Origin of the sequence: Streptomyces sp. NBC_00996 (assembly GCF_045162675.1) — a bacterium.
Taxonomy (GTDB): domain Bacteria; phylum Actinomycetota; class Actinomycetes; order Streptomycetales; family Streptomycetaceae; genus Streptomyces.
In genome coordinates this window covers 10282579-10306987 of sequence record NZ_CP108723.1, presented here as the reverse complement: position 1 = coordinate 10306987, position 24409 = coordinate 10282579, and the positions used below count along the sequence as shown (strand labels likewise).

The window sequence follows — 24409 nt, the reverse complement described above, 5'->3', positions numbered from 1 at the left end:
ACCGCGGCCTGAACTCTTCGCACGCGTGGGCGACCGTCGGGGAGTTGAGGAAAAACAGGTCTTTGGAACCCCTCGCCGTTGAACACTCAATGTCACACCCTCCGTACTTCCGGGAAAGGTGAGAGCCCGGTGCGCAGCGAGGGATGACGATGGTCAAGGTGCAAGACTCCACGGGCGAGTTGGTCGCCGGAAGATACCGACTGCTCGAGGTCGCCCACCGGGAAGAGGGCCGCGTCGGCTGGCACGCTCAGGACGTCGGCTTCGAGCGGCCGGTCGACCTGACCCGGTCGCGGCTCCCGGAGCATCGGCGCGAGGAGGCGGAGCACCGTACCGCCGCGCGGATCCTGCGCGCGTCCGAGCGCCTGGGGCTGGTCTGTCCCGGCCGGGTCGCCACGGTCGTGGACGTGATCGAGGAGCACGACTTCGTCTGGACGGTCACGGAGCGGTCCCCGGGCGTCCCACTGACCGAACTCCTCGGGCGCGGCCCGGTGAACTACATCCGCGCGGCCCGCATCGGGCTCGGCCTCCTCGACGTCCTCACGGCCGCCCACAACGCGGGGGTTACGCACGGCGATCTGAGCCCCGGTCAGGTGCGCGTGCACGAGGGGGGCGCGGTCACGGTGAGCGGTTTCGGGCTCATGGGGTCCACCGTCTCGCCACGCGTCACCGCGCCGTCGTACGCCTCCCCGGAGCAGGCCCGTGGCGAGGGCACCGGACCGACGGCGGACCTGTGGGCGCTGGGCGCGATGATGTACGCGATGGTCGAGGGCCGGCCACCCATCCGCGACCGTGGACGCCTCGACGCCACGCTGCGCGCCGTGGTCCGGCTGCCGATCCGGGCCCCGCTGAGCGCGGGACCGCTCGCACCGGCCGTTCAGGGTCTCCTGCGCCGGGATCACTTGGAGCGGGTGCCCGAGCCCGTCGTTCGCGAGGCCCTGACACGCATCCTCAAGGAGGATCTCGACGAAGCGACGGCCACGGCACCCCTGCCTCTCTACCTGGATCCGGACACCGTCGCCAAGCACACGGGACGGGCCCGGGGCGGACTGCCGGTCAGTCGGCCGGTCCTGCTCGGCGGGGCGCTGGCCGTCACCGTCATCTGCTTCGCCGTGCTCACCGCGGCGGGCGGCCTGCCCGACGGGGACACGTCCGCATCGGGCGCGGCTCCCTCACGGACCGCCGTGGGCAGCCCCTCCGCCGCCCCCGCCACACGCCCCGAGCGAACCCCGTCGGCTTCCCCCACTCCTTCCCCCTCCGTGACCGGCGGCGAGAAGGCTCCGTCCGGCTTCTCGCGCTATCAGGCGCCCGAGGGCTTCTCCATCGACCTCCCCAAGGGCTGGGAACGCCTTCGGACCACTAGTTCCGCCGACCAGTCCTACCGGGTCACCTTCGGCACGGGTGGTGACCCGCGCACGCTGGCCGTCACCTACAGCACGCGGCTGGGCCCGGATCCCGTCGCCGTCTGGAGCGCGCTGGAGCCGTCCCTGCGCGCCGATTCCACCGGCTACGAGCGGGTGGGCGACATCCGTGCCGTGGACTATCGCGGCCGCAAGGGTGCCGACATGGAGTGGTACTCCGTGATCGACGGGGTTCGCGAGCGTACGTTCGGCCGGGGCTTCCTGATCGGCGATCACCGGGGCTTCTCGCTGCGCTGGACCACCCCGGCGGACGACTGGGACACCTCCGCGAACCGGAAGGCGCTGGACGTCTTCCTCCAGTCCTTTCAGCCGAGTTCGAAATGATCAGGAATACGCTCCGGTTGGCCGGCTTCGGAGTGTTCCCCGATCCCCCCTTGGGCCGGCCTCAGAGTGATCCCGAGTCGCAGCAGCCGTCCCGCCGCATGAGCCGCCCGACCTCGAGCCAGTCGTCGCGCGGCACCGCGCGCCGCGACGACGGCTCGAACGCGGCGAGCAGGTCCGCCGTCTCGTAGGGTGTCCCTCCCTTGAGCACCGACACCGTGCGTACGAGTGTGTCGAAGTCCGTGAACGGGTCGCCGTCGACCACAGTCAGGTCGGCGAGCTTCCCTGGCTCCACGGTGCCCAGGTCACGGTCGACTCCGAACAGACAGGCCGGCAGCACGGTCACGGTGCGCAGGGCCCCGCCGGTGACAGTCCGCCGCGGTGCAGGGCGCGCAGTCCCGGATGCAGGGAGAGCCCGACGGGGACGAGCGGCTGGTCCGTGCCGAGGGCGGTAAGCGGGCCGATTCGGTTCCAGGTCGGCCGGGGTCAGCGGTACGGCACGGCCGCCGGTGCGCGGGAGCGACCACAGGACGTTCTGCGGCTCGGCGATCAACCGGTCGCCCGCCGGTGAGAGTGTCGCCGAGCCGCTGGTGGCTGAATGAACGAGGGCGAGAGGCCGGCGCGGGTCCGGGCCGTCGCCGGAGCCGCGCCGAGGGCGGTGGCGGCCCCGGCGACACCTGCCGCGGCGAACAGTTGACGGCGAGAGAGGGAAAGGGCGGTACTGCTCCCATCACGTTCCATGACAGAGCACGCTTACGGCTCTCAAAGCCCGTCAGCAACAGCGCCCTTCGCGTCAAACGGGTCCAGCCGCCTGCCGGTCCCGGGACTGTGGTGAGGAGTGTCAGTGCCCCTCGGGGATACGGTGCGCGGGTCTTCGCTGCGACAGCCACTCGGCGACCGCGTCGGCGATGGGCTGTCCGGTCTCCAGTTCGATGAAACCGAACTGGCCGCCCTGGTTGCCCTCCAGGAACCACCAGACGCCGTCCTCGTCCTCGGCGAAGTCGAAGGCGGCGTAAGCGAGTCCGGTGAAGACGAGGTACTCGTGGACCGAGCGGGCGATGCGCCCCGGCACGGCGGTGGCCTCCCATGCGTGTCCGGTGTCTCCGAACCGCCCGTCGACCTGTCCGGGCACGGCGGCCTTCCTGGCGGCGAACATACGGGTGCCGATGCTGGTCAGCCGGATGTCGGCGCGCTTGGGGATGTACTGCTGCAGGAGCGCGGGGCCGGCCGCCACGCCGGAGAAGTCCGCGTCGGGTCCGATGAGCGTGGTCGGCAGGGCCACCGGCGGCTCGCCGGGAGGGGGCCCCGAGGCCGACTTCACCACCACGTCCCGGTACTCCTCGACGAACTCCTGCGCCACGCGGGGAGCGGTCGTGATGATGGTGGGCGGCACCGCGAAGCCGCTGCTGTGGGCGACCCGCAGCTGCCAGGGCTTGTGCCGGGCCTGCTCGGCGCGGCGCGGATGGTTCATCCAGCGGGTCGAGGCGGAGTAGAGCATGCCGAACAGCGCCTGCCGGGTCTCGGCGGTGAGCCAGGGCGAGGGCTCCGCGGCATGGGCGGCCGGCTCGCCCGGCCGGCGCACCCACACGGACCGCAGGCCACCCATGCTGAGCACATGGCCGTTGACCGACAGATAGCCGTCGAAGTCACCGTGGGCGTAGTCGGCGGACAGCACCGCTTTGCCCGGCAGGTCGGCGGGGTCGAGGCGCACCATGGGCACGCCCCGCTCGTGCAGTTGGGCCACCACCATGTCGGCGGTGACGTCCTGCTCGGCCGTGAGAATGAGGACCGTCATGCGCGCGGGCGGCCGTCAGTCGTCGAAGTGCGTCTGGGAACCGGCCGTGGACGTCGTGGTACCGGTGGCCATCAGGAGCGCGCGGTCGCTGACGGCCGGTCGGCCGTCGGGGAGCACGTTCAACTGCAGTGCCACATCGAAGTGGTACGGGGTTACTGCGGCCGACTGCCCCGTGGGCATGGCGTAGTTGAGAGTGAACGGTCGCATGAAAAATCCTCCCCGGTTTCACGATGCTGTACGTCCACCCGTACGTGTCACGGCCGTAAGGAATTCATCACTTTCAGCCACATCGGGGTGAAGGTCATCACATCGCGTCGTTTCAAGCTTGCCTGTTGCCGTATTGCTCGTGTGTCTGCTTTGTCCCGGCCAAAAGCTTCGGCCAAGGCTTCATCCTCAGTGACCTCAACGCCGCACCATCCCGGGAGAGTTCCCGGTGACTTCGACTTGCTCTCCTCGCTGGAGCAAGGAGATTCCCTCCGCGTTGACGGACGCGGGCTCGGCGGTCATGGTTGCGAAACGGTCGGCCCGGTACAGGCGTTGGAGGGACGCGGCACACACCACGCCCAGGACGAGCAGCGCGAGCCACGGCAGTGCGGACAGGTTGGCCGCCCGGGCGGCGTCGAGGGCCGCTCCGGTGAGCAGGTTGCCCAGCGTGATGCCGATGCCGCAGATGGTGTTGTAGAGCCCGTAGTGGGTGGCGACAAGGCGGTCACCGGAGAGGCGGACGATCGTGTCCATCTCGAAGGGGTACGCGATCATCGTGCCCAGCGCGAGGAGCAGTGCCGCCAGCGTCGGCAGGAGGGCGGCGACCAACCGACGCCCGACCTGTGCGTCGGGCACGGGCATGATCGTGCCCGCGAGCAGCGGTACGAAGGCGAGCCCCATGCCCAGCAACCCCCAGGCCAGGGCCTGACCGGGCGCCAACCGTGCCTTGCACCACTCGGTCACCCGAGTCTGTCCGAAGAGGGTGGCCAGTCCCGAGGCGGCGAAGAGCAGCGCGACGGCCGCCGTCCCGAACTCCCCTTCGCCGCCCAGGCGTCGCACCTCCAACGGCAGCGCGAGATAGACCTGAAAGGACAGGACGTAGGAGCCGATCATGGTCGTGGCGAAGAGGAGGAACGCGCGGTTGCGCACGACGCCCCGCCACTGCACGAGCACGCTCGTGCGCTCACCGGCCTCCGCGTCCCCGGCATGGCCCGCCGTGCGGGCGGGCAGAGCACGGATCTGCACTGCGCTCAACAACGCGAAGATCGCTGCCGAGACCAGGCAGGTGAACCGGAAGTCGACGCCGGTCAGCAGCATCCCGACCAGTGGGCCGAGCAGAATGCCCGCCTGGTAGAAGACGTTGAAGAGCGCGAAGGCCTCGACGCGGCGCTCGCCCGCGTCGGCGGCGAGGTAGGCACGCACAGCCGGGTTGAACAGAGCCCCCGCGAAGCCGGTGGCCGCCGAGGCCGCGAGCAGCGCCGGGATCGAGTCGACCAGGCCGAGCGCGGCGAAGCCGACCGTACGCAGCAGGCATCCGGCGACGATCAGGGGTTTGTAGCCGAAACGGTCGGCGAGAGTACCGCCGACGAGAAACATGCCCTGCTGGCTGAAGTTCCGTACGCCCAGGACGAGTCCGACCAGCCAGCCGGCCAGGCCGAGAGTGCCGGACAGATGCTGGGCGAGATACGGCATCAGCATGTAGAAGCCGAGGTTGATGGTGAACTGGTTCGCCAGGAGCAGTTGGACGCTCCGCTCGTACGAGCGGGCCCGCGCGAGTGTCGTCTTCACTTCCCGCCGCCTTTCGTGCCGACCGTCTCCACCGTCGGGGAGAGCGGGTCGAGGACCGCGGTGCAGCGCGTCCAGCGGGTGACTTCCTTCTCGTCCGGGCGGCCCACGACCTCGGGTTCGGGCGCCGGAGGCACCCCCAACAGCCCGTGCTCGGTGCAGAATCGGTCGTCGTAGATGGTCTCCAGATAGCGCTGGGGCCCGTCCGGGAAGATCGCCACGACGCGGGTGTTCCGAGGCGCGGTACGGGCGAGCCAGCCGGCCACCAGCGCGACCGCGCCGACACTCCAGCCGCCGGTGGCGTAGTGCGAGGCGGCCAGCTGCCTGCACGCCCAGACCGATTCGGCCGGGGTCACCCAATGCACCTCTGCGAAGTCCTCGTACGCGACATTGCGCGGATAGATGCTCGATCCGAGCCCCCGCATGAGTCGAGGCCGGTCGGGCTGGCCGAAGATGGTCGAGCCGATGGTGTCGACGCCCACCAGACGCATTCCCGGACAGAGCCGTCGCAGCACGCGCGAGACGCCCGCGGAGTGGCCTCCCGTACCGACACTGCAGACGAGTACGTCGATGTGGCCCAGCTGCGAGGCGAGTTCGAGAGCCAGCGGGGTGTACGCGGCGACGTTGTCGGGGTTGTTGTATTGATCCGGAGACCACGCTCCCCGATGCTCCGTCAGCAGCCCGGCGACCCGGTCACGGCGAGCCTGTTGCCAGCCGCCCGTGGGGTGCGGCCGCGGCACCATGTCGACGGTGACCCCGTAGGCGACGAGGAGCCTGGTCATCGAGGGTTCGAGGCCCGGGTCCGTGACAAGCGTGACGGGATGCCCGTACACCATTCCGGCCAGGGCGAGGCCGAGGCCCAGTGTGCCGCTGGTCGACTCGATGATCGGGCGGCCCGGCCGCAACTCGCCTCGGGTGCGGGCCCGTTCGACCATGTGAAGTCCGGGACGGTCTTTGATGCCACCGGGGTTGAAGCCCTCCAGCTTCGCCCAGAAGCCGCGGTCGGGCGCGGTGAAGGGCCGGGACACGTGCAGGACAGGGGTGTTGCCGACGAGACTCGGGAGGCTGGAGCCGGCGGGGGTGAAGTCACTCGTGGTCAGGGAGTGCATGTGTTTCGCTCTCGATCAGGGCGGACGGGCAGCGATCAGTGGGGTGGTGGTGAACGATCGTCGACCATCCCCGCGCCGTGCCGGAGAGCGCGATGCGCAGGAGGGCAGACGCCATGAACCGGCCGCCGGAGGCAGCACCGACCACGGCCTTGAGCCGAGTCGGTGCATCCGATCAGGGGTCGACCGATTCGAGAGACGCTGACCTAGATACGAAGAACCGCGGAGTCCGACGCGTGCGCTATCGGGGCCACGGCGTCACGCGCTGCGGCGTGACGGGCCCGCACCGGCCGAAGCGTCTCGTTGTCGTGGCTCGCCGCATACAGCGGAGACAGGCAGGGCACTCCAGCATCGGGGCTCTGTGGAGGCTGCCCGAGCGCGCAGTCCTCGACGGCGTGCTGGTGCCCGTGCCCGTCCCGGTGCCCGGTCGATTTCCGGCCCGCTGACGAGGCCGACCTTGCACTCGCAATGCCCTCGTTCTCGGTGACGGGCTCACAATGAACGCCGGTGACCGACACGCCTTCACCCACGGAAAGGTGACTCAGCGTGGACTCAGGGCTGACGGCGTGCCCGTACAACAGACCGAGAAGGAGCAGGCCCAGCCCCAGGACGCGCCAGAGAGCCGCTGATGAGCGACTCCACTGCATGCCGTAAGGCGACCGGACCGTGATCACGCGGTGATCCTAACTCCGTGCCGGAAGCCTTGGCTTTTCGAATGAAAAGAACACCGAGTGAACCAGCCACCTGCCGACACCGCGACCACCCGATCGGCCCAACCTCGTGCAATGGCCGGACACTTCACCACGTTCGTCGGCGCGTCGGACGATGGCGTCGGTGTCGGTCACGTCCAGGACCCGGCCCTGCCACTGGCTGCGCGTGCCCGGCACCTGCGCCACCTCGCGGGCGGCGTCCGTGACCCGCTGGTGGCCGCGGCCAGTCGGCAGCACCAGGTCGTCCGGGCCGCCAACTCTTCGGCGAAGGCACGACCGAGCCCCTGGTGGGCGCCCGTCACAAGGGCGATGCGAGAAGCGTTCATGCCTGCCACGCCGGAAACACCGGTGCCATGAGTCCAACGACATTGGAGCACCGCTACGATGCGTGATCGTCATGGACTTCACTGATGTGTCACTGACCGCGCTGCGCGTCTTCCGCGCCGTGGCCGAGCAGGGAACCTTCACGGCGGCCGCCGCGTCGCTGGGCTATACCCAGTCGGCGGTGTCCCGGCAGATCGCCTCGATCGAGCGTGCGGCGGCCGCGGAGCTGCTGGAGCGGCGGCGCGACGGGGTACGGCTCACGGCGGCCGGCCGCGTCGTCATGCGCCGCGCGACGATCGTGCTCGACGAGATCGACGCCACCGCGCGCGAGCTGTCCGGCCTGCCCGGGCAGGCCGGAACCGTCCGCCTGGGATGGTTCCCCAGCGCCGGCGCCGTCCTGCTGGCCAGGGCCCTGACCGCGCTGCGTCGCACAGACCCCGCCATCCAGGTCGTCAGCCGGGAAGGCAGCACCCCGGCGCTGGTACGCGCACTGAGGGCCGGCAGTCTGGACCTGGCCGTGCTGGCGTCGGCACCGCCGTTTCGCCCACCGGACGCCGAATCGCCCCCGCTGGCGCTGCAGACGCTCACCGAACGTGCGCTGTGCCTTGCGGTGCCGTCCACCCATCCGCTCGCCCGCGGCGACTTCATTGACGTGGCCGACCTGCGTGGGCAGCGCTGGATCGCCGGTTCCTCCTCGGGGGAAGACGGGCTGATGGGGGTGTGGCCGGGCCTCGACGAGCGGCCCGAGATCGCCCACACGGCCCGCGACTGGCTGGCCAAGCTCCACCTCGTCGCCACTGGCTGTGGTTTGACCACCGTGCCCGCCTCGCTCGCCCCCGCCGTCCCACCGGGCGTACGCATCCTGCCGGTCCGCGGCGGGCCCCAGGAGCAGCGGCGCCTGCTGCTGGCCCGACTCCCCCACCCCCCGACCGAACCGGTCACCCGCGTGGCAGCCGCCCTGCGTGCCGTGGCCCTCGACGCCGACACGGTGGCCTGACCTCCGCCGCCCTCGTCACCACGAACGCCGTCGCCGTGGAACGGCCGCATCAGGGGCTGTTCAGGCATCGCTTCGACGAACACGGCGCAGACGCGGCACCGACGAGGGCACCGCTGCCTCCACCGTGCTCGGCCGGACGGGTCCTGGCCTCGCCGGGCGCCCCAGGCGGCCCGGCTGAACGGGTCATCGAGGTCGACGGTCATACCGGTCCACTTGCCCTCCGCGCCGTAGCGGACCCTGGTCAACTTCTGTGATCTGCGCGCGCTGAGTGGTGGCTGACGGCCAGAGCGGCGCTCGGGAAGTTGCCAGAAAACGCCGAAAGTGATCGTCAACCCACGAACTATGGCCGACAGTTCGGGGCCGCGTCAGAAGTCGTGCTCCGGCTGGAGGAGTCGCTGTTCCCCTCGCCGCTCGGTGAAGCTGGCTCTCCCAGCCGTGGAGTCGCGCGGCGGCTGCGGAGAACTTCTCGCTCTCGGCCCGCCTGCGCTCCTCCTCCACGCGGGCCTGTGCTGCGAGTCGCGCGACCTGCTCGCCGTGAAGGAGGGGACGCAGGGCCTCGCACTCCTGGGCGCGGTTCTGGTCGGCCGGCCGTGGCCGCCATCGTTTCCACACCGTGAGGGCTCGTCGGCCGTCGGCAGTGACCAGGATGGTGCGGCGCTCCCCGGCACCAACCGAGGCCCGCTCCGGGGCCGGCGGGGGGTGACCGCGGCATGCTGCATTGGCATCACCGACGTCACCGGGTCGGGGGACTGTGCCGCCGGCTGCCGGGCCGGACATCCCGGATAAGTGTGATCATCACGCCAAGGTGACATGGCGACTCCGAGCCGTCACCACACCTGGCAGGAGGACCCATTCGATGAACATCACTCTGAAGCGCCTGCTCGGCGTTACCGCGGCGGTGGCCACGGGCACGGCGGCCCTGCTCGGCGCCGGCGCCGGCACAGCCGTCGCCGCCGACACTGCGCACTGCGACCGCGCCGAACAGGACATGTGGAGCGGCGATCCCAGCCGCAACGTGACCGGCTACCGCTGCAGCATCCCGACGGACAGGAGCCGCTGGTACACCGTCGAGATCGACACCCTCGTACAGACCCACTACGACGGCGACACTGTGGAGGGAGGGGTCGACCGGACCGAGACCCTGCACAACAGGACCATCAGGTGCCTGGGCTATACCTCCGACGACGACACGGTGAACTGGTTCGGATGCCCAGCCGCCTGACACACCCGCCGAAGGCTCCCGTGCCGACGCCCCCGCCCCTCGGCCTGGCCCGACCTTCCCGCACGCCGCCGTGCGCACTCGCCGGCAGTCACTTCGACGACTGTCCTGCGTGTGCGGCTGTGGCTGGCGCCGAGGCAGGGGACGACGGATGCGGCGGCCTCGGCCAATGGTGCGGTTGTGGTGCGGCACCCGCCGACCGATCTGGACGACAGAGAACCCCCGAAGAGGACCCCGCCGGCACGTAGTGGCACGCCTGTGGCACGGCGCCTGGAACGCCGAACGGCCGGCCTGGGAGGAACCCCCTCCTGAGGCGGCCCTTCTCCAGCGGTGCGCCGAACACGGAGCGCCGGGGCGGCGCGCCGCGGGGTGCATCCGCCGCCCCGCGGCGACCGGGGGAGGCGCCCGTGCGTGGGCACCCGCCGACGTCAGTCGGCCTCGGCGCGGTAGGCGGCCATCTGGTCGACCAGGCTCTGCGGGGCGTCCGGACTGAAGCAGATGTCGAGGTTGGCCGCGGACCCGATGGCCGCCTCCTCGGCGCGCGGGAAGAGAGCCTCCTCGTAGGCGGTCAGGGCCTCTTCGATGTCGTCGGGGTGAGTGGCGATCGCGGTCGCGAGCTCGGCGGCGTCGCGCATGGCGAGGTTGGCTCCCTCGCCCGCGAACGGGGACATCAGGTGGGCGGCATCGCCGAGCAGGGTGACGCCGGGAGTGCGGTCCCAGCGGTGGTCCACGGGCAGCGCGTGGATCGGCCGGGGGACGAGCGCGCCGTCCGCGTCGGCGAGGAGGGACCGCAGCCGCTCGTCCCAGCCGTCGAAGTACTCCAGGAGGCTCCGCTTGGCCGCTTCGGTGTCGGCGAAGTCGATGGCACCGGAGGTGGACCAGTCGGCCGGCACCCTCAGAGCGACGTAGACGTGCAGCGAGCCGTCGGGATCGCGGTGGCCGAGGAAGCCCTTCTCCTCGGCGAGCGCGAACAGCATGCCTCCGCCGACGACGGCGGCGCTTTCCGGGTGCCGGATGTCGGCGTCGAGGAGGAGCACCTCGACGAAGGAGATACCCGAGTAGAGGGGGGTGGCGGCCGACAGCAGGGGCCGCACCTTCGACCAGGCGCCGTCGGCCCCGATCAGCAGATCGGCGGTGAACGTCTCCCCGTCGGCGAGCGTCACCTCGTGGCGACCGTCGTCGAGCGTCCGTGTGCCGGTGACCTTGGCACCCCAGCGGACAGCGCCCTCGGGCAGTGAGCCGAGCAGGATGTCGCGAAGGGCGCCCCTGGTGACCTCGGGGCGCTCACCGGCCTCGCCGTCGTCCTCCATCCGGACGATGGCGTCCTTGCCGAGGATGCGCATGACCTCGCCGCCGGCGTGCACGATCGCGCGGAACTCCTCGTAGAGTCCGGCGGCCCGCAGCGCGGCCTGGCCGGAGTCCTCGTGCATGTCCAGCATGCCGCCCTGCGTGCGGACGGTCGCTGAGGCGTCGAGGTCGAAGACGGCGGCGTCGATGCCGTTCAGGTGCAGTACGCGTGCGAGCGTGAGGCCGCCGAGACCGGCGCCGATCACGGCTATGGGGTGGTGGTGAGGGGTCGACATGGCAGGTTCTCCAGGTGAGTTGATATCGGTCGACGGTCGAGGACCGTGGGCACCGACGACAGTTGGGCGTGGATGACCGTCACGGCGTGTCGGGCGTGTCGGGTGTGTCCGGTCTGGGCGTGTGCAGGATGCCGTTGATCAGAGCGTGGAAGCCCCAGCCCAAGCGGGCCTCGCCTGGGCCGGAGAGCAGTTCGGTGCCGAGCGCGGCGATGCGTGGGTGCCGGTCCTCGCAGGCACCGCGCAGCGCCATCGCAAGCGCCGCCCATGCGCCCTCCGTGCCCGCGGGGTCGGAGGGTGCTGTCACTCCTCCAAGGTAACGAACATGTTCGTCGCGAACAAGTACGGCCCGAACATGTTCGCCCACTTCGCACAGGCGCCTGAGTGAGTAGTCGTACTCATGTCCTGGCCCATCCGCTCCAGCACGATGGAGCCACCTGGACCAAGGAGCCCACTCATGCCCGAGCCCGTCGTCGCCTCGCCCACCCGTCAGTCGGTGCCCGAGGAACGTGTACCGCGGCGGACGTTGCCGACCGCGCTCGTCGTGGTCGTCGTCGCGGGCATGGCACTCTCCGCCTGGCACCCGCACGACCCGACGACGTGGCTGCTGGAGACCGTGTGGGTGCTGGTCGGGCTGCCACTGGTCGTCCTGACCCGGCGGCGGTTCCCGCTGACGAATCTGCTGTGCTGTCTGCTCGCGGCGCACGCGCTGGTGCTCGCCGTGGGCGGCCACTACACCTATGCGCAGGTGCCGTTGGGCGACTGGGTGCGGGACGGGCTCGGACTCGACCGCAATCCCTACGACCGGTTCGGGCACCTCATGCAGGGCTTCGTGCCCGCCGTGCTGGTGCGGGAACTGCTCAGCCGCACCTCACCACTGCGCGGCAGTCGCTGGCTGGCGCCGCTGACCGTGTGTGCCTGTCTCGCGTTCAGCGCGGTCTTCGAGATGTTCGAGTGGGCGGCCGCGGTGATCGGCGGACACGCGGCCGATGACTTCCTGGCCACCCAGGGCGATGTGTGGGACACCCAGTGGGACATGTTCTGCGCACTGATCGGGGCCACCGTCTCAGTGCTGCTGCTGAGCCGCCTGCACGACCGGCAGCTCGGCGCTCTCACGACGTCGGGCAGGCGGTAGCGACGGACCGGGCGGCCGCATCATCGGAGCGGCCGCCCGGCCGTATGCACGTCGCCGACTCCTACCAGCGGCTCTCCACCTGCTCCTTGATCCGCCGCTCGTACAGATCCTCGATCGCGTCCAGCGTCTTCTGCGACAGCTCCGGCAGCTTCGCGGCCGCCGCGTTGGCGTGGGCCTGCTCGGGTGAACGGGCGCCCGGGATCACCGAGGTCACACCGGGCTGCTGAATGGCCCAGCGCAGCGCCAGCTGGGCCGGGGTGTACCCCTCCGGGGCGAGGGCGGAGAACTCGGCCGCCGCCTCCACACCCGTGGCGAAGTCGACTCCCGAGAAGGTCTCGCCCTGGTCGAAGGACTCGCCGTGGCGGTTGTACGTCCGGTGGTCGTTGGCCGCGAAGACCGTGTCCTTGGTGTACTTGCCGGAGAGCAGGCCGGAGGCCAGCGGCACCCGGGCGATGATGCCGACGCCCGCCTCCTGGGCCGCCGGGAGCACCTGCCGCAGGGGCTTCATACGGAAGGCGTTGAGGATGATCTGGACGCTCGCCACGTTCGGGCGGGCGATCGCCGTCAGTGCCTCGTCGCACGTTTCGACGCTGACCCCGTACGCGGCGATCCGCTCCTCCTCGACCAGGGTGTCGAGGGCGTCGTACACCTCGTCGGAGGAGTAGACGGGCGTCGGCGGGCAGTGCAGCTGCACCAGGTCGAGGCGGTCGACGCCGAGGTTGCGCCGGGAACGGTCGTTCCAGGCACGGAAGTTGTCGAGGACGTAGTTCTCCGGGATCTGCTCGACACGGCGGCCCATCTTGGTCGCGACCAGCACATGCAGGTCCGGCCTGCTGCGCAGGAAGGTGGCGATGGTCTCCTCGCTCCGCCCGTCGCCGTACACGTCGGCCGTGTCGAAGAAGGTCACCCCCGACTCGGCCGCCGTCTCCAGCACGGCCAGGGCATCCCGATCGCTCACATCACCCCAGTCGGCACCCAACTGCCACGTGCCGAGACCGATCACCGAAGCATGCTGACCCAACCTGTCGAATGCGCGCTCGTCCATGCCGTCAGTCTGACACTTCTGCGCCCCCACACAGGATTCCATCCACCCGGTTGCCTATGCGTCAACAAAGAACCTCCTGTGAGGGTTTGTCACTCGTACGAGTGAAGCGCTTCGACGATTGATTGATTCGTGTCAACCGCCGCCTAGCGTGCAGCGCATGACCGACCGTTCAAGAAGTGAAGGGCGAAACGCCTGGTCACGCCGGGGGTTTCTGCTGAGTGCCGCCACCCTGGTCGCCGGGCCGCCGCTCTCGGTTCGGGGCAGTGCCGCGGCCGCCGATCTGCCCGGATTCCCCGACGGCGTCGACGTCTACCGTACGGCCTACCGCAACTGGGTCGGCGAGATCACCGCATCACCGCATCACCGCATCACCGAGCCGAGGCTCTGCGCAGGCAGGGCCTCGGCTCCTCGTCGTCCACTGGGTCTCCGCGCGTTCAACTCCTCGTGAACACAGCCCAATTTACGCGCTGCTTTGCTTCATCTCTTGACGACTTTGGTGCAGACCTTTAGGTTCCCGATCACCACAGCTCCATGAATGCGCTCGTTGTTCATGAACGTGAACACTCCCCCACCATCAGCCTCCAGTGAAAGGCTGTGATCCCCCCTGATGTCCAGACAATCCCTCGCGCGCTCCACCGCGTTGCGCGGCACGCTCACCACCGCCGCCCTGAGCGTGGTGCCCGCCTCCGCCGCCACCGGCACGATCACCGGTCTCGCGGGCAAGTGCCTCGACGTGGCGGGCGCGAACTCCGCCAACGGCACGGCCGTACAGCTCTACGACTGCAACGGGACCGCCGCCCAGCAGTGGACCGTCGGCTCGGACGGGTCTATACGGGCCCTCGGCAAGTGCCTCGACGTCACCGGGAATTCGACCGCGAACGGGGCCGAGCTCCAGCTCTGGGACTGTACGGGCGGCGCGAACCAGAAGTGGACGGTCTCCTCGGCGCGCGACATCGTCAATCCGCAGGCCGACAAATGCGCCGACGTCACGGGCAACACCTCGGCGGACGGCACCCCGATACAGATCTGGAGCTGCACCGGCGGCGCCAACCAGAAGTGGACCGCGCCCGCCCCCGACGGGGGTTCGACGCCCGCCGCGCCGATGGCCGTCGCCCCGTACCTCTACAACGGCTGGGGCAGCCCGCCGAACCCGGCCACCGTCATGAACGCCACCGGCGTCAAGTGGTTCACGCCGGCCTTCGTGCTCAGCAACGGCTACTGCAACCCGCAGTGGGACGGCAGCCGCGCGCTGACCGGCGGCGTCGACCAACAGACCGTCAACACCGTGCGGGCGAACGGTGGTGACGTCATCCCGTCCTTCGGCGGCTACAGCGGCAACAAGCTGGAGAGTTCCTGCTCCAGCGCCGGGGAGCTGGCGGCCGCGTACCAGAAGGTCATCAACGCCTACGGGCTCAAGGCGATCGACATCGACATCGAGGCCGACGCGTACAGCAACACGACGGTCCAGCAGCGCACGGTGGACGCGCTCAAGACCATCAAGGCGAACAACCCCGGCATCAAGGTGTACGTCACCACCGGCACCGGGCAGAGCGGCCCCGACACGGGTCTCATCAACCGGGCCGCGGCGTCCGGGCTCACCGTGGACAGCTGGACGATCATGCCGTTCGACTTCGGCGGAGCCGGCCAGAACATGGGGACGCTCACCCAGCGGGCCGCGGAAGGTCTGAAGACAGCCCTCAAGAACGCGTACGGCTACGGCGACGACCAGGCGTACCGGGACATGGGCATCTCCTCCATGAACGGGATCACCGACCAGAACGAGACGGTCACCGTCGCCGACTTCCAGACCATCCTCGGCTATGCGCAGCAGCACCACCTGGCACGGCTGACGTTCTGGTCCGTCAACCGTGACCGGCCGTGCACGAGCGGCGTCGCCGACAGCTGCTCCGGAGTGAGCCAGCAGGACTGGGACTACACGCGGGCCTTCGCGAAGTACACCGGCTGACCTTGCCCAACCCCCACCAGCACAGGAGAGCCCCGTGTCCAGATCCAGAAGACAGTCCGGCCGTCACCGGATACCGAAAGTGCTGACCGTGTTCGCCCTGGTGGCCACAACGGTGTCAGCCGTGGCGATCGCCTCGCAGGACAAGGCGGCCGCGCAGCCCGCCGCGCTGCCCACCGGGTGGGCCACCGTCGTCAACGCGGGCAGCGGCAAGTGCGTCGACGCGCGCGCCGCCGCCACGGCGAACGGCACCGCGGTCCAGCAGTACGCGTGCAACAGCAGCCAGGCCCAGCAGTGGCGGTTCGCGGCCACGTCCGGCGGATACTCCCAGGTCGACCTTCGCGCCGACGCCACCAAGGTCTGGGACGTCACCGATGTCTCCACGGCGGACAACGCCCTGGTGCAGTTGTGGACGTACGGCGTCGGCAACAACCAGCAGTGGCAGGCCGTGGCCGAGTCCAGTGGCGCGTACCACTTCGTGAACCGGGGCAGCGGCAAGTGCCTCGATGTGCCGAGCGCGTCCACCTCGGACAGCGTGCAGCTCCAGCAGTACACCTGCAACGGCACGGCGGCTCAGTCCTTCTACGTCAATCCGGTCGACGCGACGCCGCCGCCCGGAACTCCGGACCTCGGTCCGAACGTCACCGTCTTCGACCCGTCGACTCCGGCCGCCACGATCCAGAGCAGCCTCGACTCGGCCTTCTCCCAGCAGGAGACCAACCAGTTCGGCACTGCCCGAAAGGCCTTCCTCTTCAAGCCGGGTACGTACGACGCCAACGCCGATGTCGGCTTCTACACACAGGTCGCCGGTCTTGGCCTCTCCCCCGACGACGTCAACATCCGCGGCGCGGTGCACGCCGAGGCCGACTGGTTCCAGGGCAACGCCACCCAGAATTTCTGGCGGTCGGCCGAGAACCTGTCGGTGACTCCGACGGGCGGTTCGGACCGCTGGGCGGTGTCGCAGGCCGCGCCCTACCGGCGGATGCACCTGAAGGGCAACCTCGCGCTGGACGACGGCGGTTGGTCCAGTGGCGGCTACATGGCCGACACGAAAATCGACGGGCAGGTCAACTCCGGTTCGCAGCAGCAGTGGCTGTCGCGGAACACCGAGTGGGGCAGCTGGACCGGCTCCAACTGGAACATGGTCTTCGTCGGCTCCAGGAACGCTCCGGCGAACAGCTTCCCGAGTCCGCCGTACACCACGGTCGACCAGGCGCCGGTCACGCGTGAGAAGCCCTTCCTGTACGTCGACTCGGCGGGCGCCTGGAAGGTGTTCGTGCCGTCCGTGCGCACCAACACCATCGGCACCACGTGGAGTTCCGGCACCCCCGCGGGCACGTCACTGCCCGTCGCCGACTTCTTCGTCGTCAAGCCGGGCGCCACGGCCGCGCAGATGAACGACGCGCTCGCGCAGGGCAAGAACCTGCTGGTGACGCCAGGGGTCTACCACCTCGACCAGACGCTGAAGGTGACCAGGGCCGACACCGTCGTCCTGGGCCTGGGTCTCGCCACGCTCGTCCCCGACAACGGGATCACCGCGATGTCCGTGGCCGACGTGAACGGCGTCCAGCTCGCCGGACTGCTGATCGACGCGGGCACCACCAACTCGTCGCAGCTCATGGAGATGGGGCCGAGCGGCTCCTCCGCCGACCACAGCGCCGACCCCAGCTCGCTGCACGACGTGTTCTTCCGCATCGGCGGTGCGGGCGTCGGCCAGGCCACCACGAGCCTGACGATCAACAGCGACGACGTCATCGGTGACCATCTGTGGCTGTGGCGTGCCGACCACGGCAGTGGCGTCGGCTGGACCAGCAACACCGCCGACACCGGACTCGTCGTGAACGGCGACGACGTCACGATGTACGGCCTGTTCGTGGAGCACTACCAGAAGTACCAGACCATCTGGAACGGCAACGGCGGCCGCACGTTCTTCTACCAGAACGAGATGCCGTACGACCCGCCCAACCAGTCGTCCTGGATGAACGGTTCGACGCAGGGCTACGCCGCGTACAAGGTCGCCAACTCCGTGACGAGTCATCAGGTGTACGGCTTCGGCAGCTACTGCTACTTCAGCACCAACTCGAGCGTGGCCGCCGAGCACGCCATCGAGGCACCCGACACCGCGAACGTGAAGTTCAAGGACATGGTGACGGTCTCCCTGGGCGGCACCGGCACGATCCGGCATGTCGTCAACGACAGGGGCGGCCCGTCCAACTCCTCCACCAATGTCGCCAACCTCATCAGCTACCCATGACCCGCACAGAAAGGATCGATCAACCGATGCACACGATCAGATCCGGTCCGGCGCGCGCGGCCCTGCGGGTTCTCCTCCTGCTGGCGGCGTTGCTGGGCCTCGCGGCACCGCCCGCCGCCCAGGCGAGTACGGCGGCGACGCCGTTCAAGGTGCTGGCGCTCTACAACGGCACATGGGACGCGGCGCACATCGACTTCGTCAAGGAGGCGAACCACTGGTTCCCCAAGCAGGCCGCGGCGAACGGCTTCACCTACACGGCCAGCAATAACTGGGACCTGCTCAGCAACGGCGGCGTCAGCGCGTATCAAGTCGTGCTGTTCCTCGACGACTTGCCGCAGACGGCGGCTCAGAGGACAGGCTTCGAGACGTACATGCGCAACGGGGGTGCCTGGCTGGGCTTCCATGTCTCGGCCTTCACCACCGACGCGGCAGCCTGGCCGTGGTACCACAACCAGTTCCTCGGCAGCGGCAACTTCCGGTCGAACACCTGGGGTCCGACGACGTCGGTTCTGAAGGTCGAGGACCGTACGCACCCCTCCACCAAGAACCTGCCGGCCACGTTCACCTCGTCGGTCAGCGAGTGGTACAGCTGGTCCAACGACCTCCGGCAGAACCCGGACATCAAGATCCTGGCCTCGGTCGACCCCAGCAGTTTCCCGCTGGGCACCGATCCCAACCAGAGCTGGTACAGCGGCTACTACCCGATTCTGTGGACCAACACGAAGTACAAGATGCTGTACGCGAACTTCGGTCACAATGCGATGGACTACTCGACCAACACCCGTCTGTCGTCGACGTTCGCCAGTGAGACACAGAACCGGTTCGTACTGGACGGGCTCAAGTGGCTGGGCGGGGCAGACTCCACCACCCCGCCGTCGGACTCGGTCTCCGAGACCGCCTGGTACTCGCTGACGAATGCCGGCAACGGCACCTGTGTGGACGCCCGTTCGGCCGCCACGGCGAACGGGACGGCGATCCAGCAGTACGCCTGCAACGGCACGCAGGCACAGCAGTTCCAGTTCCCCTCGACCGAAAGCGGCTACCGCCGAGTCGGTATCCGCGGCAACCCGCAGCAGGTCATCGACGTGACCGGTGTCTCGACGGCCGACAACGCGCCGCTCCAGCTGTGGAGTTACGGAGGCGGACAGAACCAGCAGTGGCTCCCGGGCAAGGAGAGCACCGGGCGCTACCACTTCACGGCCCGGCACAGCGGCAAGTGCCTGACCGCGGCGAGCGCCTCGACGAACAGCGTGCAGCTCACCCAGCGCACCTGCGACGGCTCCGCTGCACAGAGCTTCACGCTCACCGCGCAGCCCTGACCACTCGGCGCGAGGGTGCCCCCGCCGCACTCCAGCGGCGGGGGCACCGGTCTGTCGTCGTCAGGAGCGTGCCAGTCGGGCGAGTTCGGTGCCGGCGAGCAGGAAGGCACCGACGCCGAAGTTCGCGGTGCTGTCGTAGGTGACGGGCTGGCTGGACTCGGGACGGTCGCCGACGTTCTGGACACAGCCCAGGAAGCCGTCGGGGTGCACGGCGGTGGTGACGAGGCCGTTCCAGGCCCGGGCCGCCACCGGGAGGTAGGTGGGCCGGTCGACCAGGCCCGCGCCGATCGCGTACGACGTGCCGTAGAGGAAGAAGGACGTGCCGCTGGTCTCGGGGCCCGGCAGGTGCGCGGCGTCGGCGAGGTTGACGTTCCAGAAGCCGTCGCCGCGCTGCACGCCGGCCGCGCCCCTCACCAGGCGGGTCAAGGTCTCGCGATATTCCGCGGTGTGCCCTTCCCCTGGGGGCAGGGCCTTGAGGGTCTTGACGTGTCCGCCGGTGACCCATCCGTTGCCGCGCGACCACACGACCGGCTTGCCCGCGGGAGAAACGATCCCTCCGGGCAGGAAACGCTTGTCGCGGTACCACAGGCCCGTGGTGGGGTCGTACAGGCCGGGGCCGCCCTCGATGCGCTTGGTGTGGTTGTACAGGGCGTACAGCTTCTCCCAGTACCGGGGGTCCTTGCGCAGGGCGCCCATGCGGGCGAAGGGCGGCATGGCCATGTGGAGGGCGTCGTCCCACCACCAGTCGTCGTTCTTGTCGGGCTGGTCCTCGTAGACCATGCGGTGCAGGGACGTTTCGATCGCGGTGAGCTTGCGCTCCTCGGGCTCTCTCTCGTAGAGATCGAGGTAGGCCTGCCCGGCATTGTGGTTGTCGGCGTGGCGGGTGGTCACACCGCCGTTGAGGCCGTACGCGTGCTTCTCGGCCCAGCCGCCGGCGTAGGCGAGGTAGCGGGCGCTGCCCGTCAGGCGCTGCAGCGCGAGCAGCCCGCTGAAGAAGGTGGCGTTGGCCCAGCCGTTGTCACCCGGGTCCGTGTGGGCGCCGATCCACTGGTCGGCCACACGGCGCAGGACAGCGGTGATCTCGGCCCTCGGCGGCAGCCCGGGGGAGGCGGCGCGCGAGGCGGCGTGTGCGGTGCCCGCCAGGGAGGGCAGGAGGGATGCGGAGGCCGTGAGCGCGGCCGCGCCGGAGAGCAGGCGTCGTCTATGCATGTGAACAACTCCTACGGACGGGGACTCCCATCCTCAACTCCCGCCTCACGCAAAGTCCATGGCGCGTCGTCAACTGGTGATAAATCAAAGGGAGTTAAACTCAGCGCACCTCGTTCAGACTGCAGAACCGAGGCTCCCGGGCTCTCACGAACCGGGCTCCCGCGTTCTCACACCCTCCCCCACCGCGCCATCGCGCAGGAGAAGGCCCCGAACAGGACGAGCCCCACGGCGACGCAGGCCAACAGCCACGGGCCCAACGGGGTTTCGGAGAACGAGCGGAGTGTGTCGTCCACGCCCTTGGCCCGGTCGGGTTCGTAGTCGACGGCAGCCCGCACCGCGAAGGCACCCGCCGTGGCGAACACCAGCCCGCGCGCGACCCCGCCCGCAACGCCCGTCGTATCGACCGCCCGCCGCACCTGCCGCGACATCTCCCCGAGCTTCAGTTGCTCGCGGTACTTGCGCAGCACGGCTCCAACGGCGATGCAGATACCCACCACGACGGCGCCGGCTCCCGCCATGCCCACGATCCACTGCCCTGCCGGCCGCTCAAGCGCCCGGGCCGTAACATCCCGGGACTGCTGGTCGCCGGAGGCCGTGCCCCCCGCACCGGCGGCGAAGGACAGCACGGAGTAGGCGACGAACGCGTAGAAGACACAGCGCACGGCCGACAGCAGTCGCGTCCGCGCGGTACGGCCGTCGCGCCCGGCTGCCCCGAAGAGCGCCTCGGAGAGCCGCCACAGCGCCATCCCGACGAGTCCGGCGCCAAGGGCCCACAGCAGGACGGCCCCGAAGGGCTTCGTGGAGATCTCTTCGAGCGCGCCGCTCCGGTCCGCCGGGCGTCCACCGTCACCGAAGGCGATCCGCAGCGCCAGTGCGCCCACCAGGAGGTAGATCACGCCTCGTGCGACCAGGCCCGCCCTGGCCGCGCCCTCCCGTACCGATCCCGTCGCCGCCCGGCGGGCCCGGAGCCGGCCGCTCCGGGTCACCGCGTCGGCGTTCACACGGATCCGGACTGGTGCGCCGGGACCGCCTCCAGCCGCAGTTGGACCTGGACCTCCTGGTCTCCTGCGTCTTCACCCAGCTCGGACAGGGCGAAGGCCTCACGCAGGGTCTCCCGCACGAGCTGCACCGCGTGGGGGGTTCCCTGCACTTCCGCCGTCACCGGTCCCGACAGCCGGCCTGTTGGTACGGCCGCGCCCTCGGGCGCGTCCTCCGTGTCGAAAGTGCCGGTCCACACCGTCGGGTGATGGCCCTCGGTCTCTCGGATCTCGTCCTCGGCACACCGGTCCGAGGCGAAGCGACCGCACAGGACCGCGAACAGGTGCCCGGCGTCGGCCGCCGAGCAGTCGCTGAGCACCACCTGGACCTGCGATCCGGGCAGCGGATGCGCGCTCATGGAAATCCTCTCCCCTCTCGCACGGGGATCCCGCCTTCGATCGGGCGAGTCCTTGCGTTGTCGCGGGTACCCCACAGGCGCGAGTGAAACGGCCGTGCGTGCAGGCCACGTGTAGTGAGACACCCCCAGGTCAACACGCTCAGTGAGCTATGTTGAGTGCTCGTGGGACACAAAGGAGGCGCACCGGTGCCATCGCCGCAGCAGGCACGCGCACAGGCATCCGCTATCACCTCGGGCAAGAAGGCCCCGGAGGCGAGCGTGGCTCCCACGGCCCAGCTCAGGGAGCTGTTCGACGGACCGCGGCTCTCACCGGGCCAGCGGCGCATCGCGCAGTACCTGATCGAGCACATCACCGAGGCGGCCTTCCTGTCGATCACGGATCTCGCGGAGCGCGTGGGCGTCAGCCAGCCCTCGGTCACCCGTTTCGCGGCAGCGGTCGGCTTCAGTGGTTACCCCGCGCTACGGGAGAAGCTCCAGTCGATCGCGCTCAGCATCCTCGGCAGCACGCCGGGCACGCCCGCGGAGACCACGAGCAACGAGCTGCAGGCGGCGGTGGACGCCGAGATCGAGAACCTGGAGAACCTGCGGAGGGACTTCGCCGATCCGGACGAGGTGATCCGTGTCGGCCGGGCGCTGTCGAAGTCGACGCCGCTGACCGTGCTGGGACTGCGGATCTCCGTGTCGCTGGCCGAGTACTTCGCCTACGCCGCACGGCGCATCCATCCGGACGTACGGCTGGTGACCCGGGGCGGCAGCGTCGCCTACGACGCACTCCTCCAGTCGCGCGAGGCGGGCGGCACCTGGGTGCTGGCCTTCGGGATGCCGCGGCACGCCCAGGAGACGCTCACGGCCCTGCGGGTCGCGCGCAGCGCCGGGCTCCAGGTGGCCCTGATCACCGACCTGGGGCTCGGACCGCTGGCGGACGAGGCGGACGTCACCTTCACCATCGGCACCGGGTCACGCCTCGTCTTCGACTCCTACGCCGCGCCCGTCGTGATGTCGGCGGCGCTGCTGCAGGCCATGACCGACGCCGATCCGGAGCGGACGCAGGCCCGCCTGGAGGAGTACGAGCAGGTCGCCGAGCAGCACCAGTTCTTCCTCAAGGACTGAGTTTTCTTCGTCGAGCTCCCGATCGACCGTCGTGGAGCTCTCGGGCGCCCCTTGCAGAAAACCCTTTCCCGTACCGCCCGCCACCACGGCATCACGGGATCATTCGCCTCAATTCGCGCATGAATGTTTTCATGTTCTTGCGTATCCGGCGGTATATATAAATACTTCTCGCGGATCGCGACCAGGAGGCCCTCCGGGTCGCGTCCGACGACCACCCGGGACCGTCCGCTCCTACCCGCATCGGGTCCCGGGTGTTCAGACGGGCCCCGCTTGCGCGAGCGCCCGTGGTGGCGGCCCCGGCCATCCCCTAGACCGGGGCCGCCCCAGACCCCCCACGACCCTTCCCGCCGACGTAACCCGGAAGCGATGAACATGGCCCTGACATACTCACCGATCACCTCGGACTGGCCGTGCCAGGTCAAGACCCCCGGCAGCTTCGACTGGGAGCGATCGGCGGTCAAATGGCTGCGTGAGCTGGTGCCGAGCCGCTACGCGAGCTACCCCGTCCTGCTCAAGCACCCCGTACTCCTCGCCCGCCACGCCCAGATCCAGGTGCAGCACGAGATACGGGTCGCCCGCACCGCGCTGCAGACCGCCCGGGCCGAACTGCCCGCCCTGGGGCTGCACGAAGGGGTCATCGAGCACACCATCAAGCTGTACGCCGCCGAGGTCATGCAGCTCCAGCACATCGCCCGCAGCATCCGCGCGGTGACCCACGCGCTGACGGACGGCAGCGCCGCGCGAAACTGAGATCCCGGGGCCTGTGTGATGGTTACGGCAGGACCGTCACCGAGGAGTCGCCGTGGACACGCACAGGCCGCCGCAGGTTGTCGCAGGTGGAGCGCGGGGAGTGGAGGGAGCCGAGGGATCCGCACCGGCGCGCACCCTCGACGTACGGTGGATTCACGGGTCGCCGTCGGCCAAGCACAACACCGATCCCGACATCCAGGTCCACGCGTACGACGCGCACACGGTGATCCTCCGACAGAACATGGCGATCGACTACGAAGCGCCCTTCATGTTCCTGCTGTTCGGTGAGGAACGGGCCGTTCTGATCGACACCGGCGCCACCGCGTCCGCCGAGTACTTCCCGCTGCGTCGCGTGGTCGACGAGGTGATGGAGACCTGGTTGGCCGCACATCCCCGGGACGCCTACGAGCTCCTGGTGCTGCACACGCATCCGCACGGCGACCACATCGCGGGGGACGGTCAGTTCACCGGCCGTCCCGGCACCAGAGTCGTGGACGCGGCCCTGGACAGCGCCTGGGAGTTCTTCGGCTTCCACGACGATCCCGAGGGCGTCGCCCGGGTCGACCTGGGTGGCCGTGTCCTCGAATGCCTGGCGACGCCGGGGCATCACGAGGCGGCGGTGACCTTCTTCGACCCCGGGACCGGGTTCCTGCTCACCGGCGACACGGTCTATCCCGGCCGTCTGTACGTGGAGGACTGGCCGGCGTTCACCCGCACGATCGACCGGCTGATCGACTTCTGTGCCACCCGGCCGGTCACCCACGTCCTCGGCTGCCACATCGAGATGACCCGGCAACAGGGCCGGGACTACCCGGTGCGCACCACACATCAACCCGACGAGCCGCCGCTGCAGATGACCACGGATCAACTGCGTGGCATCCGAGCGGCGATCGAGACCGTCGGCGACCGGCCGGGACGCCATGTGTTCGACGACTTCGTGATCTGCCGCCGCGACACTCCGGACGGGGATTAGGAACGCGGATGCACC

At 69.5% G+C, this 24409-nt stretch carries 21 protein-coding genes and 2 pseudogenes; 11 read left to right on the top strand and 12 right to left on the bottom strand.

What is annotated here, in order from left to right; translation table 11 throughout:
- Window positions 1-149 precede the first annotated feature (149 nt).
- On the top strand, window positions 150-1742 hold the full coding sequence (locus OG390_RS47750) for a serine/threonine protein kinase (RefSeq protein WP_406176858.1): 1593 nt from the start codon (window positions 150-152) through the stop codon (window positions 1740-1742).
- A 61-nt stretch (window positions 1743-1803) separates the two neighbouring features.
- On the opposite strand, the pseudogene OG390_RS47745 reads toward OG390_RS47750, so the two are convergent.
- The 6 genes and pseudogenes from OG390_RS47745 to OG390_RS47720 form a co-directional block, all read right to left on the bottom strand.
- Window positions 1804-2201: pseudogene (locus tag OG390_RS47745) on the bottom strand (amidohydrolase family protein); the annotation flags it as partial.
- A 379-nt stretch (window positions 2202-2580) separates the two neighbouring features.
- On the bottom strand, window positions 2581-3534 hold the full coding sequence (gene tgmB / locus OG390_RS47740; protein ID WP_406176856.1) for an ATP-grasp ribosomal peptide maturase: 954 nt from the start codon (window positions 3532-3534) through the stop codon (window positions 2581-2583).
- A gap of 15 nt (window positions 3535-3549) precedes the next feature.
- A complete protein-coding gene (tgmA, locus tag OG390_RS47735; RefSeq protein WP_369251632.1) occupies window positions 3550-3741 on the bottom strand; it encodes a putative ATP-grasp-modified RiPP in 192 nt (63 codons plus the stop codon).
- Between the two features lie 195 nt (window positions 3742-3936).
- Window positions 3937-5307: an MFS transporter gene (locus OG390_RS47730; RefSeq protein ID WP_406176854.1), complete on the bottom strand. Its 1371-nt coding sequence runs from the start codon at window positions 5305-5307 to the stop codon at window positions 3937-3939.
- Window positions 5304-6413: a PLP-dependent cysteine synthase family protein gene (locus OG390_RS47725; protein WP_406176853.1), complete on the bottom strand. Its 1110-nt coding sequence runs from the start codon at window positions 6411-6413 to the stop codon at window positions 5304-5306. The genes OG390_RS47730 and OG390_RS47725 overlap by 4 nt, the downstream gene beginning before the upstream one ends.
- 803 nt (window positions 6414-7216) lie before the next feature.
- Window positions 7217-7446, bottom strand: a pseudogene (locus tag OG390_RS47720) (SDR family NAD(P)-dependent oxidoreductase); the annotation flags it as partial.
- Between the two features lie 71 nt (window positions 7447-7517).
- On the opposite strand from OG390_RS47720, the gene OG390_RS47715 reads away from it, so the two are divergent.
- Entirely contained in the window at window positions 7518-8441 is a 924-nt protein-coding gene (locus tag OG390_RS47715) for a LysR family transcriptional regulator (RefSeq protein ID WP_406176851.1), read from the top strand.
- 856 nt (window positions 8442-9297) lie between these two features.
- Window positions 9298-9663 carry a hypothetical protein gene (locus tag OG390_RS47710; protein ID WP_406176849.1) on the top strand — a complete coding sequence of 122 codons (366 nt, stop codon included), beginning with the start codon at window positions 9298-9300 and terminating at the stop codon, window positions 9661-9663.
- Between the two features lie 425 nt (window positions 9664-10088).
- Here the strand turns inward: OG390_RS47710 and OG390_RS47705 are convergent, their stop codons facing one another.
- The gene (locus OG390_RS47705; protein ID WP_406176847.1) at window positions 10089-11243 is read right to left on the bottom strand and encodes an FAD-dependent oxidoreductase; all 1155 of its coding nucleotides are present in this window, start codon (window positions 11241-11243) and stop codon (window positions 10089-10091) included.
- A 79-nt stretch (window positions 11244-11322) separates the two neighbouring features.
- The gene (locus OG390_RS47700; RefSeq protein ID WP_406176846.1) at window positions 11323-11547 is read right to left on the bottom strand and encodes a hypothetical protein; all 225 of its coding nucleotides are present in this window, start codon (window positions 11545-11547) and stop codon (window positions 11323-11325) included.
- 150 nt (window positions 11548-11697) lie between these two features.
- Here OG390_RS47700 and OG390_RS47695 point away from each other — a divergent pair, with 150 nt between their 5' ends.
- On the top strand, window positions 11698-12375 hold the full coding sequence (locus OG390_RS47695; protein WP_406176844.1) for a DUF2238 domain-containing protein: 678 nt from the start codon (window positions 11698-11700) through the stop codon (window positions 12373-12375).
- Window positions 12376-12436: 61 nt separating this feature from the next.
- Here OG390_RS47695 and OG390_RS47690 read toward each other — a convergent pair whose 3' ends face one another.
- Complete coding sequence (locus OG390_RS47690) at window positions 12437-13420, bottom strand: aldo/keto reductase (RefSeq protein WP_406176842.1); 984 nt, start codon at window positions 13418-13420, stop codon at window positions 12437-12439.
- Window positions 13421-13577: 157 nt separating this feature from the next.
- Here OG390_RS47690 and OG390_RS47685 point away from each other — a divergent pair, with 157 nt between their 5' ends.
- The 4 genes from OG390_RS47685 to OG390_RS47670 all read left to right on the top strand — a co-directional run bounded on the left by OG390_RS47685 (window position 13578) and on the right by OG390_RS47670 (window position 18956).
- Window positions 13578-13868: a hypothetical protein gene (locus OG390_RS47685; protein ID WP_406176841.1), complete on the top strand. Its 291-nt coding sequence runs from the start codon at window positions 13578-13580 to the stop codon at window positions 13866-13868.
- Window positions 13869-14027: 159 nt separating this feature from the next.
- Window positions 14028-15386, top strand: coding sequence for a ricin-type beta-trefoil lectin domain protein (locus OG390_RS47680; RefSeq protein ID WP_406176839.1), 1359 nt, complete (start codon window positions 14028-14030; stop codon window positions 15384-15386).
- 34 nt (window positions 15387-15420) lie between these two features.
- Window positions 15421-17637, top strand: a complete 2217-nt coding sequence (locus OG390_RS47675; RefSeq protein WP_406176838.1) for an RICIN domain-containing protein — start codon at window positions 15421-15423, stop codon at window positions 17635-17637.
- 26 nt (window positions 17638-17663) lie between these two features.
- Window positions 17664-18956 (top strand): ThuA domain-containing protein, encoded by a 1293-nt coding sequence (locus OG390_RS47670; protein ID WP_406176836.1) that lies wholly within the window; start codon window positions 17664-17666, stop codon window positions 18954-18956.
- 60 nt (window positions 18957-19016) lie between these two features.
- Here the strand turns inward: OG390_RS47670 and OG390_RS47665 are convergent, their stop codons facing one another.
- The 3 genes from OG390_RS47665 to OG390_RS47655 form a co-directional block, all read right to left on the bottom strand.
- Complete coding sequence (locus tag OG390_RS47665) at window positions 19017-20165, bottom strand: glycoside hydrolase family 88 protein (RefSeq protein WP_406176834.1); 1149 nt, start codon at window positions 20163-20165, stop codon at window positions 19017-19019.
- A 167-nt stretch (window positions 20166-20332) separates the two neighbouring features.
- Entirely contained in the window at window positions 20333-21166 is an 834-nt protein-coding gene (locus OG390_RS47660; RefSeq protein WP_406176832.1) for a DUF1206 domain-containing protein, read from the bottom strand.
- Window positions 21163-21561, bottom strand: coding sequence for a hypothetical protein (locus tag OG390_RS47655; RefSeq protein WP_406176830.1), 399 nt, complete (start codon window positions 21559-21561; stop codon window positions 21163-21165). The genes OG390_RS47660 and OG390_RS47655 overlap by 4 nt, the downstream gene beginning before the upstream one ends.
- A gap of 186 nt (window positions 21562-21747) precedes the next feature.
- On the opposite strand from OG390_RS47655, the gene OG390_RS47650 reads away from it, so the two are divergent.
- From OG390_RS47650 to OG390_RS47640, 3 genes are all read left to right on the top strand, one after another.
- Window positions 21748-22671 carry a MurR/RpiR family transcriptional regulator gene (locus OG390_RS47650; RefSeq protein WP_399082239.1) on the top strand — a complete coding sequence of 308 codons (924 nt, stop codon included), beginning with the start codon at window positions 21748-21750 and terminating at the stop codon, window positions 22669-22671.
- A 372-nt stretch (window positions 22672-23043) separates the two neighbouring features.
- Window positions 23044-23421, top strand: a complete 378-nt coding sequence (locus tag OG390_RS47645) for a hypothetical protein (protein ID WP_399082612.1) — start codon at window positions 23044-23046, stop codon at window positions 23419-23421.
- A 100-nt stretch (window positions 23422-23521) separates the two neighbouring features.
- Complete coding sequence (locus OG390_RS47640; RefSeq protein WP_406176828.1) at window positions 23522-24394, top strand: MBL fold metallo-hydrolase; 873 nt, start codon at window positions 23522-23524, stop codon at window positions 24392-24394.
- Window positions 24395-24409: the final 15 nt, after the last annotated feature.

Coding starts and splice junctions, on each gene's coding strand:
- OG390_RS47750 (WP_406176858.1), top strand. CDS start 150: ATGGTCAAGGTGCAAGACTCCACGGGCGAGTTGGTCGCCGGAAGATAC.
- tgmB (WP_406176856.1), bottom strand. CDS start 3,534: ATGACGGTCCTCATTCTCACGGCCGAGCAGGACGTCACCGCCGACATG.
- tgmA (WP_369251632.1), bottom strand. CDS start 3,741: ATGCGACCGTTCACTCTCAACTACGCCATGCCCACGGGGCAGTCGGCC.
- OG390_RS47725 (WP_406176853.1), bottom strand. CDS start 6,413: ATGCACTCCCTGACCACGAGTGACTTCACCCCCGCCGGCTCCAGCCTC.
- OG390_RS47715 (WP_406176851.1), top strand. CDS start 7,518: ATGGACTTCACTGATGTGTCACTGACCGCGCTGCGCGTCTTCCGCGCC.
- OG390_RS47710 (WP_406176849.1), top strand. CDS start 9,298: ATGAACATCACTCTGAAGCGCCTGCTCGGCGTTACCGCGGCGGTGGCC.
- OG390_RS47705 (WP_406176847.1), bottom strand. CDS start 11,243: ATGTCGACCCCTCACCACCACCCCATAGCCGTGATCGGCGCCGGTCTC.
- OG390_RS47695 (WP_406176844.1), top strand. CDS start 11,698: ATGCCCGAGCCCGTCGTCGCCTCGCCCACCCGTCAGTCGGTGCCCGAG.
- OG390_RS47690 (WP_406176842.1), bottom strand. CDS start 13,420: ATGGACGAGCGCGCATTCGACAGGTTGGGTCAGCATGCTTCGGTGATC.
- OG390_RS47685 (WP_406176841.1), top strand. CDS start 13,578: ATGACCGACCGTTCAAGAAGTGAAGGGCGAAACGCCTGGTCACGCCGG.
- OG390_RS47680 (WP_406176839.1), top strand. CDS start 14,028: ATGTCCAGACAATCCCTCGCGCGCTCCACCGCGTTGCGCGGCACGCTC.
- OG390_RS47670 (WP_406176836.1), top strand. CDS start 17,664: ATGCACACGATCAGATCCGGTCCGGCGCGCGCGGCCCTGCGGGTTCTC.
- OG390_RS47665 (WP_406176834.1), bottom strand. CDS start 20,165: ATGCATAGACGACGCCTGCTCTCCGGCGCGGCCGCGCTCACGGCCTCC.
- OG390_RS47655 (WP_406176830.1), bottom strand. CDS start 21,561: ATGAGCGCGCATCCGCTGCCCGGATCGCAGGTCCAGGTGGTGCTCAGC.
- OG390_RS47645 (WP_399082612.1), top strand. CDS start 23,044: ATGGCCCTGACATACTCACCGATCACCTCGGACTGGCCGTGCCAGGTC.